This is a genomic window from Roseibium sp. MMSF_3544, from assembly GCF_030732845.1.
Taxonomy (GTDB): domain Bacteria; phylum Pseudomonadota; class Alphaproteobacteria; order Rhizobiales; family Stappiaceae; genus Roseibium.
Genome location: NZ_JASHKA010000007.1, coordinates 206867 through 223595 on the forward strand (window position 1 = coordinate 206867; position 16729 = coordinate 223595).

Genomic DNA, 16729 nt, shown 5'->3' on the forward strand with positions numbered 1-16729 from the left:
TATGTCAGAGCCGCATTTTCGGCACGTCGCCTTGAACAATCAGACTGGCTTCCGTTGCCGAGATCACATCGTCAACAGACGCGTCCGGTCCGGTCTCCTTCAGAACCAGTCCGGCTTCTGTCGGTTCAATAACAGCCATCTCTGTGACGATAAGGCTGACCCGGCGCTGGGCGGTGAGGGGCAGGTTGCATTCCTTCAAGATCTTTGGCTTGCCCTTTGCAGTGTGCACCATTGCAACAACCACATGCTTCGCGCCGGCAACCAGATCCATGGCGCCACCCATACCGGGCACCATCTTGCCGGGGATCATCCAGTTGGCGAGATAACCGCGCTCGTCGATCTGGAGGCCGCCGAGAACGGTCATATCCAGGTGACCGCCGCGGATCAGGCCGAAGCTCATCGCGCTATCGATCGAAGCCGCACCGGGAACAGCAGTCACGAAACCGCCTCCGGCATCCGTCAGGTCCGGGTCCTCCATGCCTTCGGGAGGACGGGCACCAAGACCGATTACCCCGTTTTCAGCCTGGAAGAAGACGTGAACTTCCTTTGGCAGATAGTTGGCAACCATCGAAGGCAGACCGATACCGAGATTGACGAGCGTATCGGGCTCAATTTCCTGAGCCACACGCCGGGCGATGATTTCCTTAGCTTCCATCGGGCTGCCTCTCCAGAAGATAATCGACAAGAATGCCGGGGGTCTTCACGCTGTCCGGCGAAATGACACCGATCGGTACAATGGTGTGCGGTTCGGCGATTACCGTTGCACCTGCAAGCGCCATGATCGGATTGAAATTGTGTGCTGTGAGCGAGTATTCCAGATTGCCCACGTAATCCGCCTGGTGCGCCGCAATCAGCGCAAAATCACCTGGGATCGGCTCTTCCAGAAGAAAGTCCTCACCATTTACCGACACCGTTTGCTTGCCGTCCGCCACCAGCGTTCCAATGCCCGTCGGCGTCAGGATGCCGCCAAGCCCGACACCTGCTGCCCTGATCCTTTCGACGAGCGTTCCCTGTGGAACCAGGTCGACTTCGATCTCGCCGGAGATCATTTTCTGCTGGGTTTCGGGATTGAGACCGATATGAGAAGCGACCACTTTGGAAAGACAACCAGCTGTAACAAGTTTGCCGATCCCGCGGCCCGGCATCGCGGTATCGTTTGCAACAACGGTCAGGTCTTTTGCTCCCTTGTCGACGATGGCGTCAATCAGCCGGTGGGGTGACCCGACCCCCATGAAGCCGCCGATGAGCAGTGTCGATCCATCCGGAATGAGCTCGGCTGCTTCCGCGGCCTTGATCGCGTGTTTCATGGTGCGTCCCCGCAATTCAACCCGTTAGCAGGACGTTAGCGTCTGAAACGCCTCGTGAAAAATGAAAATTGTGCGACGCAGTGGTACTACTGAGGCGAGCGGCAACTGCATTAGGGGGAAGCGGCTGACTAAATGCCAGGCGTTTCAAAAAATCCGGCTCCGTAGTCCGCGGCAGCGAGTATCTTTTCGCTTGGCTGGCCCAGGCGCGCCAAGGCGTTCAAGCCCAAAAGGCACGACACCGCGAACGCTGCGAGATCACGTGCCTTGTCTTCGCTTAGGCTGTCATCGCGGGCAAGCGTATCGAATATGCGCTTTTCGAGCATGCCCATGCGTTCACGCGCAATGGCCGCATCGTTCGTTTGCTCGCTCACCGTATTGCCTGATGAGGTCAGAAGAAGACATCCGCGCGGGATATTCCGGCTCATGAATGTTCCAACGTGACGGATCAGCCCGGCAACGGCCTGGCGCGGGTCCGGAGCACTGTCCATATGGGACAAGCCAAGCTCGGTTGCCTCGTGCCAGTATTTTTCAAGGATCGTCGCAAAGACATCGTCCTTGGAGCCAAACGTTGCGTAAAAGCTGCCTCTCTTGATCCCGGCCGCCGCCTGCAAGTCGTCAATGGACGTATTCTGGTATCCCTTCGTCCAAAAGACATCCACGAAGGCATCCAGAGCTTTGTCCATGTCAAAGGATTTGGGACGTCCGGCCATTTTTCCTCGTTCTGAACAGGCTCCGGCAATCGGGGTCGCCGGAGCCTGTGCGATTATGCAGCTGCGGTCGCAGCCGGTTTCCAGTCGAATTTCTGAAACGGAGCATCAACCGGTGTGTCCGCCAAGTGATTGACGTAATTTGACATGACTTTTTGGGCAACGCCAAGGATGACGTCAAGAACATGCCGCCTGGTGTAGCCCGCCGCCAGAAATGCCTCGACATCCGCATCGGAGACGACGCCGCGCTGGCGAACCACTTTCAGGGTAAACTGGCGCAGCGCCTCCAATTTCGCATCACCGATAGGTGCCGCATTTCTGAGCGCTTCGATGATGTCACCATCAACTTTCTGCATATGCGCAATCGCCGTATGGGCGGGGACACAATAGTGGCAGGCATGCTCGACGTTGATCGTCATCCAGACGACCGTTTGCTCGACCGGTGTCAGGCTTGTCTGCTGGAACAGCTCATGGAGCTTTTGATAGGCCTCCAGATGTTGCGGGGATTCTGCCATGACGGCATGCAGATTGGGGATCATGCCGAAAGCTTTCAGCGAACCGTCCAAAAGCGGTTTGCTGTCCTGCGGGGCGGAGTCCTGAGTATGAAGCGTGAAGTCGGTCATTTGCATCTCCTGTTGTGGTGGTCGCATCTGTGGTGCCGATCATCGGCAAACGCGATATAGGTATTCTGTACTGACTAGTCAAAAATTAATCGATAAAAGAAAACGGCAAAAATCTGCGCGTTTATGCCAACTTCAATCAAACGTGATCAGGATCGTGCCATGCTCCGCCTGGGAGCTCTTGAAGGCCAAAGAGCAGCAACACGCTTGCAAGACGCAGATGCGCATACGGCCCGCAGATCGATGCTGGAGCTGCAGGAGATGCGGCTTGGAAACATCATAACTTCTTATGGAAACAGGCCGATCGGCTCTGCCTTTGCTTGACCTTGGTCCGAAAGCCACTTAAGTCCGCAAGCGCCAGTCGGCCGGACAGCCGCTGCCGCAAGTGCCGAAAGGCCGCGGGGGAGGAAAGTCCGGGCTCCAAGGAAACACGGTGCCGGGTAACACCCGGCGAGGGCGACCTCAGGGAAAGTGCCACAGAAAGCAAACCGCCCCGGCGTGCCGGGGTAAGGGTGAAAGGGTGGGGTAAGAGCCCACCGCGCGGCTGGTAACAGCAGCGGCATGGCAAACCCCACCGGGAGCAAGACCGAATAGGGACAGCGCGGCTCCGGGAGCAATCCCGGGCCAGGCCGGTTTCCAGGCCAGTTGTCCGGGTTGGTTGCGCGAGGTGCCTGGCAACAGGCGTCCCAGATGAATGGCTGTCGCGTCCGCGAAAGCGGGCCATACAGAACCCGGCTTACAGGCCGGCTGGCTTTTTTTGTTGTTCATCCCGCCGAATATTGCGGCGCGCTTGCCAGAAACGTTCCGTAGGCATCTGCGTCCGGATAGGAGAACTGCTCGGCAATCGGATTTGAGCGCTTCACTTTGGCTGCGCCCATGTCCGAAAGCAGCTCATCGAAGTGCCGGAAATGGAACGGTGCAGAACAAAGACCACCATAAACCTTGGCTGCGGGGCGTTCCGTTCGGCGCCACACCAGCATGTCATCGATGTTCTTCTTCATTTCCTCTGCGCTGGGCTGCTTTGCCAGCTTGCCGTCCGCATAGCGTACCAGCCAGTTTGCGATCATTTCAGCCGACAAAATCGTGCAGAAGCTGGAGTTGAAGCCGACAAATCCCATGTCCGGCAAATCCGGGTTCACGGCAAGGCGGTAGACACGATACTGTCCGTCCGGCTCGATCAGCTTGTCCTGAAATTCCTGTGCCAGATAAGGAACGCCGAGTTTCCAGCCGACGGCCAGGATCGACACGTCGCAAGGCACCCGATCACCGTTGGTGAGAACAACTTCGCCGTTCTCATAGCGATCATAGGTTCCTCGGATCGGTTTGATCGAGCCATCCTCAAACCCTTCAAACAGGCCCGGCGTCACGATCGGCAATGAGCAGGAGGCGTCCTTTTCAATCGGAACATCAGGCACCATGTCCCACTTCTTCAACTTGAGCTGAAGCTTGAGCAGGGTCTCAAGGCCGCGGAAATTCGCCCAGATCAGCGGTTTGAAAGCTGTAAACATTGCTTTGCCGAGAGGTGTACCGCCCCAGCCGTTGAACTGCTGTTCCTGAGCCCGCATGTACAACAACCGTTTGAAATTGATCCCGCCGACATAGTAGGGCACCCGCCAGACCGGTTCGCGGTAGACAAGTGTCACGGATTTCGCGCCGTTCCTGGCGGCATTGACAACGATATCGGTGGCGGACTTGGAACCTCCGAGAACGACAATGTTCTTGTCCCTGACCAGTGCCGGATCGGTATATTCGGAGCTGTGCATGACCTTGCCGCCGGCGGCCGTGAACGCGTCCTGACCCGGATGGGTGAGGATGTTCTTGTCCGAGAACTGGCCGGTGCAGACCGCAACGAAATCAAAGTCCTGTGTCCAGGTTTTGCCGGCTGCTTCCAGCTCAAGCGTCCAGCCGGGCAGGCCATCTTGCCTGCGGTCCATGGAGACGACATTGGTGTTTAGCTGAAACAGCCGTGCCAATTTGTGCTTGGCGGCATAGGCATGAAGGTAGGCATGCACCTGTGGGCCTTTGGGCCATTCGGGGTAGTCCCCGGGCATGGCAAGATCGGTATAGCGGTAGAGATCTTTCGGCGATTGGGTCTGCACATCGGGATAGGACCGCGAGAGTTCCCACACGCCTCCGAAATCGTGGCTTCGTTCAAAACCGAAAACCCTGTGCCCACGTTCGTCAAAGGCCTTGGCGGCGGCAAGACCGCTCACACCGCCACCGATAACGGCAACGTTCTTGCGTTTCGTCATGGTCAGCTTCCTCCTGTTCGTACCTGCGTTTCAGGCCTGGTCCGGTGGTGGAAGAAAATCGACCTCGTGCAATGCTGAAAGCCTGACAAGTTCCTGAGGGTCGGTGATGCCGTCGAGCGCTCCGAAGAGATCGAACAGCTTTCGTGCCGGAGCGACCCCAAAGACGCATGTCGCTGTCTTGCCGGAGCGATTGAAGATCCCGTGCGCTTCACCCATCGGCATGCGCACCGTGTCGCCGGCCTTCGCCGTGTGAGTCTGTCCGCCCATCTCCACTTCAAGTTCACCGTCCAGCATGACGATCCACTCGTCCTGTGTGGGGTGAATATGGGGCGGCACGAACGTGTCCGCAGGGACAACGGCGTGCCAGATGAAGGCGTTGGTGGAATGAACCTTGGGTGTGTAGGTGTGACCGACGACGTTCCAGCTTGTGCCGTCGAGACCTGCCTCGGCAGATGTGATGCCAGCTCCGTTTTGCATTTTGTTCCCCTCACTCATGCGGTGTGTTGGCGATAAAATGCTAAGCGAGACCGGCGGATTGGTTTTATCCGGAATGCGAAAAAAACTGACCCGGTGCATTAAAGTGCCGCAGTGCAGGTTTTCAAATACTTGAATGAAACCGTGGACGGAGGCATCCTTTGGGCATGTCCGTGACAGACCACAGACCTCCACTCAGCGACTTCCGGTGCTTTCAAACATATGACGTTGACGAAGCACGCGAGATCGTTGCGCGGCACTTTTGCAGCCACCGGCTGGAGCGACGATCCGCCTCTGACCGGTTCGACGCGTGTCAGAACAGGGTCCCGGGCAAAAGACTTTCGCTGAACTACATCCGGTATGGCGCCGACGTGACCATCGATCCGGGCGAGTTATCGCATTTCTATCTGATACAGATCCCGATAGCCGGGACGGCCCAGGTGAGGAACGGGGTCCGGTCGGTTTATTCGACACCCTTCATGGGATCTGTGCTCAATCCCGACCGAAGCACCACCATGCAGTGGCACGAGGGCTGCGAGCAGGTGCTGGTGCAGATCGAAAAGACTTTCATGCAGGAGGTCGCAGTTCGGATGGCCGGAACGGACCTCACGACGGTGCGCTTTGCGCCGGAACTTGATATGCAAAATCCGTCCGTTGCTGCCTGGGCGCGACTGTTACGCGGCCTTTACGGAGCCGCGGATGATGGAGAAATATTCCGCCTTCCCGAAGAAACGCATCAGCGCATGTTGGAAGAAACGCTCGTGACGTCTTTGTTGCAGGCTCAACCCAGCACGGTTTCACCGCTGCTCGGCCGAGGTCTCACCGGCGCTGCACCGGCAGTTCTGAGGCGGGCGCTTAATTTGATCAACGAACGGTTTGAAGACGATCTCAGTCTCCTGGACATCTGCGCTTATGCCGGCACGACACCCCGCAATCTGCAGATCCTTTTCAAGCGCGAGCTGGGTTGTAGCCCGATGGAGAAATTGCAGGACGTCCGCCTGACTTACGCCCGCCACCTGTTGCTGTCGCAAGGCGGCAACGCGTCCATCGCAGACATTGCATCGCATTCGGGGCACAGGCATGCAGGGCGGTTTTCCGTCAGCTACAAGGCACGCTTTGGAGAGTCGCCTCGCGATACCTTGCGCGGTCGCCCTTTCGGCTAAAGGGTTTGGATCTGGCGCTACCGTAAATTAGACCACCTACGGCTTCATGAGAGCTTTCTTGGAATGGAGCGTTTCCAGGTCGCTTCGTGCAACACCGATCCGTTCCAGCGAACTACCAAGACGCCGTCGAGGGAATAGGTGTCCCCGGTGCAGCGGGCCTTAAGGGTCGAGTCAATATGCGCTGTGCCATCCGGCCGCTCGAACCGCATCCGATGCCTGAAGTCGCATTTTGCAGACAGCGGATCGTGCGGGTGGAGGTGCATATCACCGGTTGTTTCATAGGCGAATGTCGTGTTGATCGCATCATGGCGCACTGCGGTCTCACCCTGGTGCCAACCACTGGATAGCCCGCCGCTTTCGTCGTCATACCCGTAGCGTGAAAGTTTCGGGGCAGCGAGAACTTCGTGTGACTTCTGGGCCGGAAGATCTTCCGGTAGGGGCATGTCCGTTTTCAAAGTGGTGGCTTTGCCAGCAGAGCAGGGCATATCCAAAAAGCCTTCCAGTATCCGGACAGAACCCTGTTCGGGCGGCGTCCAGACAAGCGGCCAGTAAGAGGTCCCGATGGCAAGCCTGATACGGTGCCCCTTGGCGAAGCGATAGGCCTTGGTGTGAAACCTGATGCGGATTTCCCGAGGCGCGCTGCCAAAGGACGTATCCGGTTCATCCAGCTCATCGTCCAGCGCAAGATTTCGAACAGCCAAAGCAACGCGGTTCGAGCGTCCGTCTGGCGCGACATCGCACAGCCTTAGGCAGAGCTGGCTGCGATCGAATTCCGCAGACACCGTCAAAGTCACTTCGGCGCTGCCGAACAGGATGAGATCCTCATCCAGAGTGGGGGTGTCGAGCGCAAGGCACCGTGCGTCGTCTTCGGACTGGTCAAGCGGGAGGCCGCCAAAGCGCCCGAAATATCCGGTGTCTCCGGATGCCTGGCCAACGCCAAGATCGGGCTCGACGTCGAAGGTTTCACTCGACGGACTGTGTGACAAGCCGCCTGATGAGAGAGACAGGCGCTTGAGAGTGGTTTCGCTGCGGGCCGGGCCGCTTTCAATCCAGTGGCCCTTGCGCGTGTCGATCACATCCGCAGGCTCTTCAAACTCGCGCAACCACACCCGCAATCGTGGCCAGTCGGGAACGGTTTCGTGCCTGAGGCATTGATCCCACCATTCCAGCGCCAGGCTCTGAAATCCAATTCCCGGCCCGGGATGTGCCTGATCGGGATAATGGTGACCCCATGGGCCAACGATCCCCCAAACCAGGTCAGGCCTGGCATCGACGAGTGACATAACGGAGTTTGAGTAACGATCCGACCAGCCGCCGACCGCTAAAACCGGGCAGGACAGCCGGTCTGTCTGATACTTGACGGAGCCGTGCCGCCAGAAGGTACCGCGCGCTTCTTCTCTGACCCAGTTCTCAACCGGGAAGGTCAGCGTCTCCAGCCGGGACTTCCAGCGCGCCATCCAGTCCGGTCCCACATGATCAGACGGCGGGGAGGCGAGAATGGCCGGAAGTGTTGCCCCCCATTCGAAAGTGTCCGTCAGAAGACAACCACCTTTGTGGTGAATGTCGTCTTCATATCGATCATGCGTTGCACAGACGGCGACAACGGCCTTCAGCGCTGCCGGTGCATCGATACTTGCCTGAAGGCTCGCCGTGCCGCCCCAGGAGGTGCCGAACATGCCGACGCGGCCATTGCACCAGGATTGACCGGCGATCCAGTTGATCATGTCGCGCGCGTCGGCAAGTTCGTTTTCGCAGTACATGTCCGGCATGTCGCCTTCGCTGTCCCCCGACCCACGCATGTCGACCCTGAGACAGGCATAGCCGTGTTCAGCAAAGTAGGGATGGTTCCTTTCGTCCCTGGCTCGAACCATGTCATGCTTGCGGTAGGGAATGTATTCCACGATCGCGGGAACCGGCTGTTCGTGTGCCCCGGCCGGCAGCCACAAACGGGCCGCAAGGCGTGTCCCATCCGGCATCGGAATCCACACGTGTTCGGTCTCGTGCACGCGGTGAATGCCAGTGAAATGCTTGTTCATTGTGATCCGGGTTTCAGTTCACTTCGGGGCGCCCGGTCTTGAGCGCCCCGCTTGAAACGTTAAGACTTGAACCACCAACGCCTCGGCAGGCGGCTGTCGTCCATTCTGCGTGTAACGCCAACTGCACCGTGCCCGAGCTTGTCGGATTGGCCGATCAGGATGTTCGCGAAAGCAAGAACGGCGGTGCCGCTCTCTTCCCAGAAAATACGCTGGGCCTCGAAGTACATGTCGCGGCGCTTGTTTTCGTCGGCTTCGGACCGGGCGGCAACGAGCAGGTTGTCGAAGGTCTCGTTTCGGAAGGCGCTTGAATTCCATGCAGAATCGGATGTGTAGGTTGAACTCAGCATCCAGTCCACGGTTGGGCGCCCGTTCCAATAAACCATGCACCACGGCACTTTGAGCCAGACCTCGGACCAATAGCCATCTGCTGGGCGGCGATCAACGGTTACATTCATGCCTGCGTTTGCCATGGAGTTCTGCATGAGCAACGCGGCATCCACAGCACCGCCAAAAGCGCCGTCACTTGTTGCCAGGGTTAGATCGGCGCTCTCAAGGCCGGCTTCCTTCAGATGGAAGCGTGCCTTGTCCGGATCGAATTCACGCTGTTCCAGCTGGTCGTTGTAGAATTGTTGTCCGCGGCTGATGGGTAGATCGTTTCCGGTCGTCCCGAAACCACTTAACACCTTGTCGACAATTTCCTGACGATTGATGCCCCACTTCACGGCCTGGCGCAGATGGGAATTCGTGAACGGATCCATATCCGCGCGCATGTCGCAGGTGAAATGCTGGGTGGCCGGAACCTGAACCAGTTCGAAACCCGGTGCCTGCGCGAGACGGTTTGCGGTCTTTGTTTCAGGCGAGCCGATGGCGTGCAACGTTCCGGACAAAAGGCCCGACATCCGAGAGCCCGGATCGGTGATGTTCAGTATCTCGACGTCGTCGAAATGGCCCTGATCGTCCCGGTAGAAATTGGCATGCTTGCGTCCGAGGTAGCGCACGCCCGGCTCCCAGTCTTCCTTGACGTAGGGGCCTGTGCCGATGCCCGACGCCCAATCTTCGTTTCCTTCCTTGCCGATGATCATCGCATATGACGAAAGATGGGACGGCAGATCGAAGTTGATCTCTTTTTGCTTGATCAGAACCGTGTCGGGGCCGTCGGCGCGCAGTTCATCGAAGTTTTGAACGATTTGCTGTGCTTCTGCGACCCGGTTGTCCTTGTTCAGGTGACGATTGAGCGACCAGACAACATCATCCGCTGTCAGGCTTTTCCCGTCATGAAATTCAACGCCCTTGCGCAGCTTGAATGCCCAGGTCCCATCGGCATTGCTCTCCCAGCTCTCCGCAAGGGAGGGAACCGGAGCACCTGCATCGTCGATCTCCGTAAGGGTGTCGAAACTTGAGAGAATTGAAAGTGTCGGATGGTCGGCCCCGTTCATTTCAATCGGATTGAAAGTGTCCGTGGTCGCGCCGCCATCGGCGCCGGCCTTCAATGTTCCGCCTTTTGCCGGTGTCGCTGCCCGGGCTTCGGACCAGACCCCGCCCGCTAGGGCAATGGAGACGCCTGCACCGGCTGTGGTACGCATGAAATCGCGGCGAGAAACACCTGATGCGGCAAATGATTTCAGGTGCGCCAACTTCGAATCGTTCATGACTTTTTTCACCTTCTGGAATGGACTAGCGGACGCCTTTCTTTTGTTCTGAGTAGCGTCTTAAGTTTTATATTACGCTCAAAAAAGAATTTTTTGCAAAAATTCTTTTTTGAGCTCGTTATTGAAATTAAATTGTGGTCCGCTACCCTCGGGCGGAGTTTTCTTTGCAAGCGACGGGTTAGATATATGGCCGAGGCCGACAAGGTGGTTTCATTCGCTGAAAATCTGCTGTCTTTGGGCTCGGAAGTCCGCCAGCTGCGCAAGGCCCGGCAAATGACGCTCAAGGATCTCACCAAGGCGAGCGGTATTTCACTCAGTCATCTCAGTGCGATTGAACGCGGAGCGTCGAACCCTTCCATGGATGTGCTGGAAAGGCTCTCTGTCGCCCTTTCTGTGTCGCCCGACTGGTTTTTTGCCAGGCGGCCCGGTGCCGGCCCGATGGAACGCGCCTACGTCGTCCGCTCGCAAAACCGCCGCAACCTCAATTCGCTCTATGGGCAAAATGCATCTGAGCTTGGCTATACGGATTCGCTTCTCTCGAGTTCTGTCGGCGGTGAATTCTATATGGGTCTCGCGGTCTACGAGCCGAACTCCGAAACGCCTGATAACCGGCTGCAGAGGCATGACGGGGAGCAGCACGGCCTCGTGATCGAAGGCGAACTGGAAATCCAGATTGCCGACGAAATCATTACGTTGCGCGAGGGCGACAGCTACAGTTTCGATGCCCGTATTCCGCACCACGCGCGCAACCGAACCGACCGGATTTGCAAGCTGATCTGGGCTGTGTCTCCGGTGGTGATCCCAAAGGACCTTGCTGAAGCAGATGGTCTGAGCCAGCGAGTCGGCCCATCGGTTCAAGACTAAAGCCTCGCTGGCAGAACAGTTGCTATCATCAAGAGTTTTTTGTCGGCGCTTAATCCCTGATTGTGGTCGAGGGAAATTTTTTGGTTTGCGGGGGAAGGTTTTTTGCCTTGAGGTGTTTTATGTATTCGGCAGTTTTTCCTGTCCGTAAATTTGCGGAAATTGTGACGAAGTAGCCACCATATGGCCTTGAACATTTAATGTTTTGTCCATGTTGCTCTCTTTCTTCCTTTCTAGTCTTGAATCTTACAATTCAATACAGGCGGGACGATAATGGAAGGAACTTTCGACGACTTTCTTGCTGCTTTGCTGGCATTTGAGTCCGGATGGGACAGGGACAGGTATAATGCCGGCGTGATCCAGGACTGGCAGCTGGACCAGTGGGCTGGTGGTGCCGTGGAGAGCCACTTTCCTCAATACAACAGTTGGTCGCAGTTAACCGACGTTGAGTGGGAGACCATGGCCTATCGCTCAATGAACTCACTTGGGTTCGTCGGGTTTCAGTTCGGGGAAGCGCTGCTGATCGACCTCGGTTACTACGACGACGACGTTTTCTATGGAAACGGGGCCGCTTCTAACACCTGGGACGGGGCCTGGACGGGCAAGAACGGTGTGGATTCCCTCGAGGAATTCATGACCAAGGAGGCGCAAACCGTCGCGATCCAGGAGGCCTTTGGCTACAACCTGCAGGTCCTGGAAAACCAGCTGGGCAATAGTGGGCAATCGCTCAGCGACTTCATTGGTCAGACGGCGAGCTACACCCAGAACGGTCAAACCGTGACCGTCGAGCTGACGCTGACCGGCATTCTTGCGGCAGCGCATTTGCGCGGTGCCTGGGGAACGGCGTCTCTTCTTCAAAGCGGCGCCGTCAGCACCGATGAATACGGCACCTCAATCCTGCAATATATCGATCAGTTCGGAGGCTTCTCATCGCCATCCGTCGAGCAGATGATTGCCTTTTACGAAGACCGGCTGACGGGGGACGAGGGGCTCGGAACGCCAGGCGGGACACCCGGAACAGGTGGTACAGGCGATGGCGGCAACGGTGGCAATGGCGGAGCCGACGTCACCGAAAACGACGCCGATGTTGTGATCACCTGGTCCTGGGGGCAGGACGCCGTGGTGAACGGGTTCGACCCGGCGACCGGCACGATCTTCATCGACTGGATCGGTGCGGGTGACCTTGAGGTCTCCGAAACGCCGGCGGGTGTCGTATTTGCCGTGCCATCCAACAACCAGACGACAACACTTGCCGGCATCCAGCTCAGCGATCTGAGCGCTGACAATTTCACGATCCTCGATGCCACCGCGGCTGCGGAAGTGCTCGGCCTGGTCGGGGATGGTTCCGGTGGAACGGGTGACACTGACGACGGTACCGGCGACACTGATGATGGCACTGGTGACACCGATGACGGCACTGGTGACACCGATGACGGTACCGGCGATACCGATGACGGGACAGGCGATACCGGCGGTGGCGTGGCCGGAGACAACTGGAACGGAACAGCCGGTGTCACAGCTGCTTCAGCCACGCTTGTGATCACCTGGGCCTGGGGAGCGAACCGGACGCTTTCCGATTTCGACCCTCAGAGCGACACCATCTTCATCGACTGGTTCGGTCCGGAAGCGATCGACGTTACAGAGAGTGGCGGCAACGTCGTCTTCACGATGGCGTCCAACAACCAGACGGTGACGATTGAGGGCATTTCGCTGAGCGATCTCTCACCGGCGAACTTCACCATCATGAGTGAAGCAACCGGGCAGGAGATCCTCACTCAGGTCGGCTCCGGGGATGGCGGCCCGGATCCGGTGGACCCTGTCGACCCCGTCGACCCGGTTGATCCAGTTGATCCAGTTGATCCGGTTGATCCGGTCGGACCGCAGATGATCATGATCATGCCGAACAGCCCGTCGCGAGTGATCGACAACTTCAATCCGGCAACGGACATGATCCATCTGGAAAGCGGGATTATCGCCGAGCGGCTGGAGTTCGGGGAATATCCGATCACGATCGCCGATGTGGCTGACGGCTTGACGGTTCGTGTCCTGACCCCGACCGGCGAAATCGCCAGCGAGACATTGCTTGTCGGGATCGACGCCGCGGATCTCAGCATGAACAACTTCATGGTGGCCGAAGAATCCGCACTCAACGAAGTCGCCAGCCTTCTGGGGCAGTCCATCGTGACGCCCGATACGGGCGGCTTCGATGTCATCTACGACGCAGACGGGTCAAACCCGCCGGTTCCAACCGGTGCAAGCGATCTCGGCGGGGTGAAATTCGCTGCTGATTTCGGCGCCGACGACATTATCGGGTTCAATCCGGCAACCGATGAAATCGACTTCGGCAATGCTTCGGTGCACGGGATGATCCTGAACATGACGCCAAACGGCGAGCCGGTGATCGACAACCCCTGGGGACCGGACATGCAGATCCTCCAGGGCGTACAACTCTCGGAACTCTCGATTGAGAATTTTGGCGTGGTGGGAAATGAACATTTGCGGCAGGATCTTGGCGGGATCCTTTCCTGGATCACCGACGTCGGGCCGCGAGATGCAGGCACGGTCTATATCCGGTCCCACGAATACGGTGTCTCGGAGGTCGTCAACGACTTTGATCCGGCGACTCAGAAGATAAGCTTTCTTTACTTCGGTACGCGTGAGCGGCTCAGTGTCGAGGATACGCCGGAAGGCATGGTGATCAGTTCGCTTCCAAGCGGACAGAGCTTCGCGTTCCCCGGCGTGTCGAAAGCCGATCTTATTCCGGGAAATCTCGAATTCCACCACGACCAGGTGATGGAGGACAATCTGGAGGCGCCGTTCGGCATCGACCAGAATGATGTTTCCCTCGTCTCCCGTGCGGAACTACTGACCCCGGCTGCTCCTCCGGGTGAAACAACGGATGGTCATCAGGTGAGGGAAGGTGTCGGAGCAGTCGGGGGTCCAGACACGCCCGACACTCCGGATACGCCCGACACCCCGGATACTCCTGTGGTTCCACCGGTCAGCGACGACGACATCGTGCTTCAGAACGGGCCCGATACCGTGCTCGTGACCTGGGACTGGGGGCGCAAGTTTGCGGTCCAGGCCTTCAATCCGGGGGAGGACGTCATAAATTTCGGTAGCCTGTCAGCTTCGGATGTTTCGATCGGTGAGGTTGGCGGGGACCTGATGATAACGGTCGAGAACAATGGCGGTCACAGTTATCTGCTGGAGGGCGTGCAGGCGGAAGATCTGTCTCTTGCCAATCTGACGGCGGCTGACTGGAATTCGATTGTCACCGACACCGGTGGCATTGCCGAACAACTGGCAGGTCTGGGGAATTCCGAATTGCTTACCTGATAGCCAAACGAGAATTTCTGCAAGGAACGCCGCGCCACTGCGCGGCGTTTTTTGTTCTCCACAGGTCATTGAGACTCAAGGATTACTGGGCAGTTTTTGCCGGGTTTGGCGAGGGCGGACACCAAAACCTCCGTAATCCTGCGAATCCGATTCTCGCTTTCTGTCAAGGCTTCATTAAACATGTTTCCACTAAGGTGGATCGACGGGGTCGTGCGCGATCAAATCGAGCCGGAATCCATGAGATTCCATTGACCGCCCATGTTTTCCCATGGTATCCCATAAGAACCCAGAAAGGGGAGTGCGGACCCATTTTAGCAGGGTTCGGGGCATCGGATTGACGGCTGGGCAGCGGCCGGTTTTGCAAATTGCATGTCCTTGGCCTGCTTTGGCCGCTTCTTCCCGGAGGTGATTTAGGGGATTTTGACGGGTGGGGACCCGTCTTGCGGGGATTTATGGCCGGCTTTGTTGCTCACTTTACCAACCGGCTGGATGCCAAGGGTCGCGTGTCGATCCCTGCATCCTTCCGCGCGGTGCTGGCGAGAGACGGATTTGAGGGCCTTTATTGTATCACGTCTTCCCATTGCGACGCCGTCGATGCGGGCGGCAATGACCTGCTCGCCGAGATCAACAAGCGCTCGGAGGCCTTTACAAAACTGTCTCCAGATCATGACGCGCTTGCCGTTGCACTGTTTGGAGCAAGCGAAAGCCCGAAAATCGACGGAGATGGCCGAATGACCATTTCCGACATGATCCGGGATCACACGGGCATTACCGACCACGTCACCTTCGTCGGGATGAATTACAAGTTCCAGATCTGGGAACCGGAAAAGTTTCGCGAGTATCGCGCAGAGGCCCAAAGGCGTGCGCTCGCGATGCTGTCGGGGCAAGCCCCCGCACCTTCACAGGGAGAGCCGTCATGATGGCGCTCGGCGACAGGGATGCAGCTTCTGCCGCTGGCGGACCCGGGCGTCACGTGCCGGTTCTCCTGAGTGAAGTACTGCACTGGCTTGAGCCGCAGCCTGGAGAGGTAATCATCGACGGCACATTCGGAGCGGGCGGCTACTCCCGGGCGATCCTCGCAAGAGGGGCTCGGGTGATTGGCATCGATCGCGATCCCGATGCGATTTCCGCAGGTCAGGCAATGGTCAAGGAGGCCGGTGGAGACCTGATTTTGGTTCCCGGGCAATTTTCGGGACTGGAAGACCACGCCCGTGCAAGCGGTTTCGATGCCGTGGACGGTGTGGTTCTCGACCTCGGTGTGTCGTCCATGCAGCTCGACGAGGCTGGGCGCGGATTCTCCTTCCTGCGCGACGGGCCGCTCGACATGCGCATGGAGCAGGCTGGCCCTTCAGCGGCGGATATCGTCAACAGTCTCCCGGTCAGGGATCTGATCCGTGTCATCGGCCTGCTCGGTGAGGAAAAGCGGGCGACTTCCGTCGCGCATGCGATTGACAGCGCGCGCAAGGAAAAACCGTTTTCGCGCACCCTGGAACTTGCGAACCTTATCGAAAAAGTGCTCGGCCGCTCGCCCAAGAAAGCGCAGATCCATCCGGCGACCCGCACCTTCCAGGCATTGCGGATCTACGTGAACGGAGAACTTCACCAGGCGGCGGAGGCACTTGGCGCTGCGGAGCGCATCTTGAGGCCCGGTGGACGCCTGGTTCTGGTGAGCTTTCATTCCCTGGAAGACCGGATCGTGAAGCGGTTCTTCCAGGATCGGACCCGAACCAGGGGTGGTGGGTCCCGTCATATGCCGGAGGAAGAGGTTCCACCGGCAACATTCGAGCTGATGACGCGCAAGGCGGTCGAGGCGGCTTCTGAAGAAACAGAGGCCAATCCGCGCGCGCGGTCTGCAAAACTCAGGGCAGGGCGGCGCACGGATGCGCCGGCACGAGAACTGGATATCCATGCTGCCGGCGTACCGCGCCTTGCAGAGTTTCATGGGTTAGGGGGCTGAAGATGGTGCGAACGCTGAACATCCTGTTCATCTTGGCGGTCGTGATAGGAGCTGCGACGGTTTACGACATGAAACTGGCGGCGACGAAGTCGGCAGAGAAAGTTGCCGATCTTCAGCGTCAGATCGACGAGGAACGCGACGCGATCCGGCATCTCAAAGCCGAGTGGAGCAAGCTGAACAAGCCGGAGCGCCTTCAGGGTCTTGTGGAACGCTACAACGACTATCTTCAACTCGAAGCGCTCGACGTGAAGCAGATCGTGACGCCGGAAGAGCTTCCGGCCCGGCCCGTGATGCTCGAGCCGATCGGTGGCCCCAACCAGATGGGCGGTTATGCCGGCTCGTCTTCGGCAATCCAGTGAGGGGC

Annotated in this window: 15 protein-coding genes and 1 other RNA gene; 8 read left to right on the top strand and 8 right to left on the bottom strand. The window is 58.1% G+C overall.

The features are described from left to right. Positions 1 to 4 precede the first annotated feature (4 nt). The 4 genes from RBB47_RS12590 to RBB47_RS12605 form a co-directional block, all read right to left on the bottom strand. Entirely contained in the window at positions 5 to 655 is a 651-nt protein-coding gene (locus RBB47_RS12590) for a 3-oxoacid CoA-transferase subunit B (RefSeq protein WP_305986155.1), read from the bottom strand. Next, positions 645 to 1307 (bottom strand): CoA transferase subunit A, encoded by a 663-nt coding sequence (locus tag RBB47_RS12595; RefSeq protein ID WP_305986156.1) that lies wholly within the window; start codon positions 1305 to 1307, stop codon positions 645 to 647. The genes RBB47_RS12590 and RBB47_RS12595 overlap by 11 nt, the downstream gene beginning before the upstream one ends. A 128-nt stretch (positions 1308 to 1435) precedes the next feature. Further along, on the bottom strand, positions 1436 to 2017 hold the full coding sequence (locus RBB47_RS12600; RefSeq protein WP_305986157.1) for a TetR/AcrR family transcriptional regulator: 582 nt from the start codon (positions 2015 to 2017) through the stop codon (positions 1436 to 1438). A gap of 53 nt (positions 2018 to 2070) precedes the next feature. Next, positions 2071 to 2637 (bottom strand): carboxymuconolactone decarboxylase family protein, encoded by a 567-nt coding sequence (locus tag RBB47_RS12605; protein ID WP_305986158.1) that lies wholly within the window; start codon positions 2635 to 2637, stop codon positions 2071 to 2073. Positions 2638 to 2796: 159 nt separating this feature from the next. On the opposite strand from RBB47_RS12605, the gene RBB47_RS12610 reads away from it, so the two are divergent. Both RBB47_RS12610 and rnpB read left to right on the top strand, forming a co-directional pair. Beyond that, positions 2797 to 2958 carry a hypothetical protein gene (locus tag RBB47_RS12610; RefSeq protein WP_305986159.1) on the top strand — a complete coding sequence of 54 codons (162 nt, stop codon included), beginning with the start codon at positions 2797 to 2799 and terminating at the stop codon, positions 2956 to 2958. A 33-nt stretch (positions 2959 to 2991) separates the two neighbouring features. Beyond that, positions 2992 to 3389, top strand: an RNA gene (gene rnpB / locus RBB47_RS12615) — RNase P RNA component class A. 9 nt (positions 3390 to 3398) lie between these two features. Here the strand turns inward: rnpB and RBB47_RS12620 are convergent. Together RBB47_RS12620 and RBB47_RS12625 are read right to left on the bottom strand one after the other, a co-directional pair. Beyond that, on the bottom strand, positions 3399 to 4886 hold the full coding sequence (locus tag RBB47_RS12620) for an NAD(P)/FAD-dependent oxidoreductase (protein WP_305986160.1): 1488 nt from the start codon (positions 4884 to 4886) through the stop codon (positions 3399 to 3401). A gap of 30 nt (positions 4887 to 4916) precedes the next feature. Further along, entirely contained in the window at positions 4917 to 5363 is a 447-nt protein-coding gene (locus RBB47_RS12625; RefSeq protein ID WP_305986161.1) for a cupin domain-containing protein, read from the bottom strand. Between the two features lie 164 nt (positions 5364 to 5527). Between RBB47_RS12625 and RBB47_RS12630 the strand changes: the two genes are divergently transcribed. Beyond that, entirely contained in the window at positions 5528 to 6523 is a 996-nt protein-coding gene (locus tag RBB47_RS12630; RefSeq protein WP_305986162.1) for an AraC family transcriptional regulator, read from the top strand. A gap of 44 nt (positions 6524 to 6567) precedes the next feature. On the opposite strand, the gene RBB47_RS12635 is transcribed toward RBB47_RS12630, so the two are convergent. Next, positions 6568 to 8559: a CocE/NonD family hydrolase gene (locus RBB47_RS12635; protein WP_305986163.1), complete on the bottom strand. Its 1992-nt coding sequence runs from the start codon at positions 8557 to 8559 to the stop codon at positions 6568 to 6570. Between the two features lie 59 nt (positions 8560 to 8618). Beyond that, the gene (locus tag RBB47_RS12640; RefSeq protein ID WP_305986164.1) at positions 8619 to 10208 is read right to left on the bottom strand and encodes an ABC transporter substrate-binding protein; all 1590 of its coding nucleotides are present in this window, start codon (positions 10206 to 10208) and stop codon (positions 8619 to 8621) included. Between the two features lie 186 nt (positions 10209 to 10394). Here RBB47_RS12640 and RBB47_RS12645 point away from each other — a divergent pair, with 186 nt between their 5' ends. The 5 genes from RBB47_RS12645 to RBB47_RS12665 all read left to right on the top strand — a co-directional run bounded on the left by RBB47_RS12645 (position 10395) and on the right by RBB47_RS12665 (position 16724). Then, on the top strand, positions 10395 to 11072 hold the full coding sequence (locus RBB47_RS12645; RefSeq protein ID WP_305986165.1) for a helix-turn-helix domain-containing protein: 678 nt from the start codon (positions 10395 to 10397) through the stop codon (positions 11070 to 11072). 270 nt (positions 11073 to 11342) lie between these two features. Beyond that, positions 11343 to 14408 carry a hypothetical protein gene (locus RBB47_RS12650; protein ID WP_305986166.1) on the top strand — a complete coding sequence of 1022 codons (3066 nt, stop codon included), beginning with the start codon at positions 11343 to 11345 and terminating at the stop codon, positions 14406 to 14408. Between the two features lie 452 nt (positions 14409 to 14860). Next, positions 14861 to 15328 (top strand): division/cell wall cluster transcriptional repressor MraZ, encoded by a 468-nt coding sequence (locus RBB47_RS12655; RefSeq protein WP_305986232.1) that lies wholly within the window; start codon positions 14861 to 14863, stop codon positions 15326 to 15328. After that, positions 15325 to 16365 (top strand): 16S rRNA (cytosine(1402)-N(4))-methyltransferase RsmH, encoded by a 1041-nt coding sequence (gene rsmH / locus RBB47_RS12660; protein ID WP_305986167.1) that lies wholly within the window; start codon positions 15325 to 15327, stop codon positions 16363 to 16365. The genes RBB47_RS12655 and rsmH overlap by 4 nt, the downstream gene beginning before the upstream one ends. A gap of 2 nt (positions 16366 to 16367) precedes the next feature. Next, a complete protein-coding gene (locus RBB47_RS12665; RefSeq protein ID WP_305986168.1) occupies positions 16368 to 16724 on the top strand; it encodes a hypothetical protein in 357 nt (118 codons plus the stop codon). The last annotated feature ends 5 nt before the right edge of the window (positions 16725 to 16729 follow it).